General features: G+C 44.6%; 1 protein-coding gene. It reads left to right on the top strand.

Annotated elements, in window-relative coordinates; all coding sequences use genetic code 11:
* Nucleotides 1–223: 223 nt before the first annotated feature.
* Nucleotides 224–876, top strand: a 653-nt coding sequence (gene catA, locus ACVCAM_RS26450; protein ID WP_126775533.1) for a type A chloramphenicol O-acetyltransferase, incomplete at its 3' end; no start/stop codon positions are given.

Raw genomic sequence — 876 nt, 5'->3', positions numbered from 1 at the left:
CGACGCACTTTGCGCCGAATAAATACCTGTGACGGAAGATCACTTCGCAGAATAAATAAATCCTGGTGTCCCTGTTGATACCGGGAAGCCCTGGGCCAACTTTTGGCGAAAATGAGACGTTGATCGGCACGTAAGAGGTTCCAACTTTCACCATAATGAAATAAGATCACTACCGGGCGTATTTTTTGAGTTATCGAGATTTTCAGGAGCTAAGGAAGCTAAAATGGAGAAAAAAATCACTGGATATACCACCGTTGATATATCCCAATGGCATCGTAAAGAACATTTTGAGGCATTTCAGTCAGTTGCTCAATGTACCTATAACCAGACCGTTCAGCTGGATATTACGGCCTTTTTAAAGACCGTAAAGAAAAATAAGCACAAGTTTTATCCGGCCTTTATTCACATTCTTGCCCGCCTGATGAATGCTCATCCGGAATTCCGTATGGCAATGAAAGACGGTGAGCTGGTGATATGGGATAGTGTTCACCCTTGTTACACCGTTTTCCATGAGCAAACTGAAACGTTTTCATCGCTCTGGAGTGAATACCACGACGATTTCCGGCAGTTTCTACACATATATTCGCAAGATGTGGCGTGTTACGGTGAAAACCTGGCCTATTTCCCTAAAGGGTTTATTGAGAATATGTTTTTCGTCTCAGCCAATCCCTGGGTGAGTTTCACCAGTTTTGATTTAAACGTGGCCAATATGGACAACTTCTTCGCCCCCGTTTTCACCATGGGCAAATATTATACGCAAGGCGACAAGGTGCTGATGCCGCTGGCGATTCAGGTTCATCATGCCGTTTGTGATGGCTTCCATGTCGGCAGAATGCTTAATGAATTACAACAGTACTGCGATGAGTGGCAGGGCGG

The organism is Enterobacter sp. CFEC122 (assembly GCF_052983755.1).
Note: the sequence above shows the minus strand (reverse complement) of the source record. Positions and strands in the feature narration are given on the sequence as shown.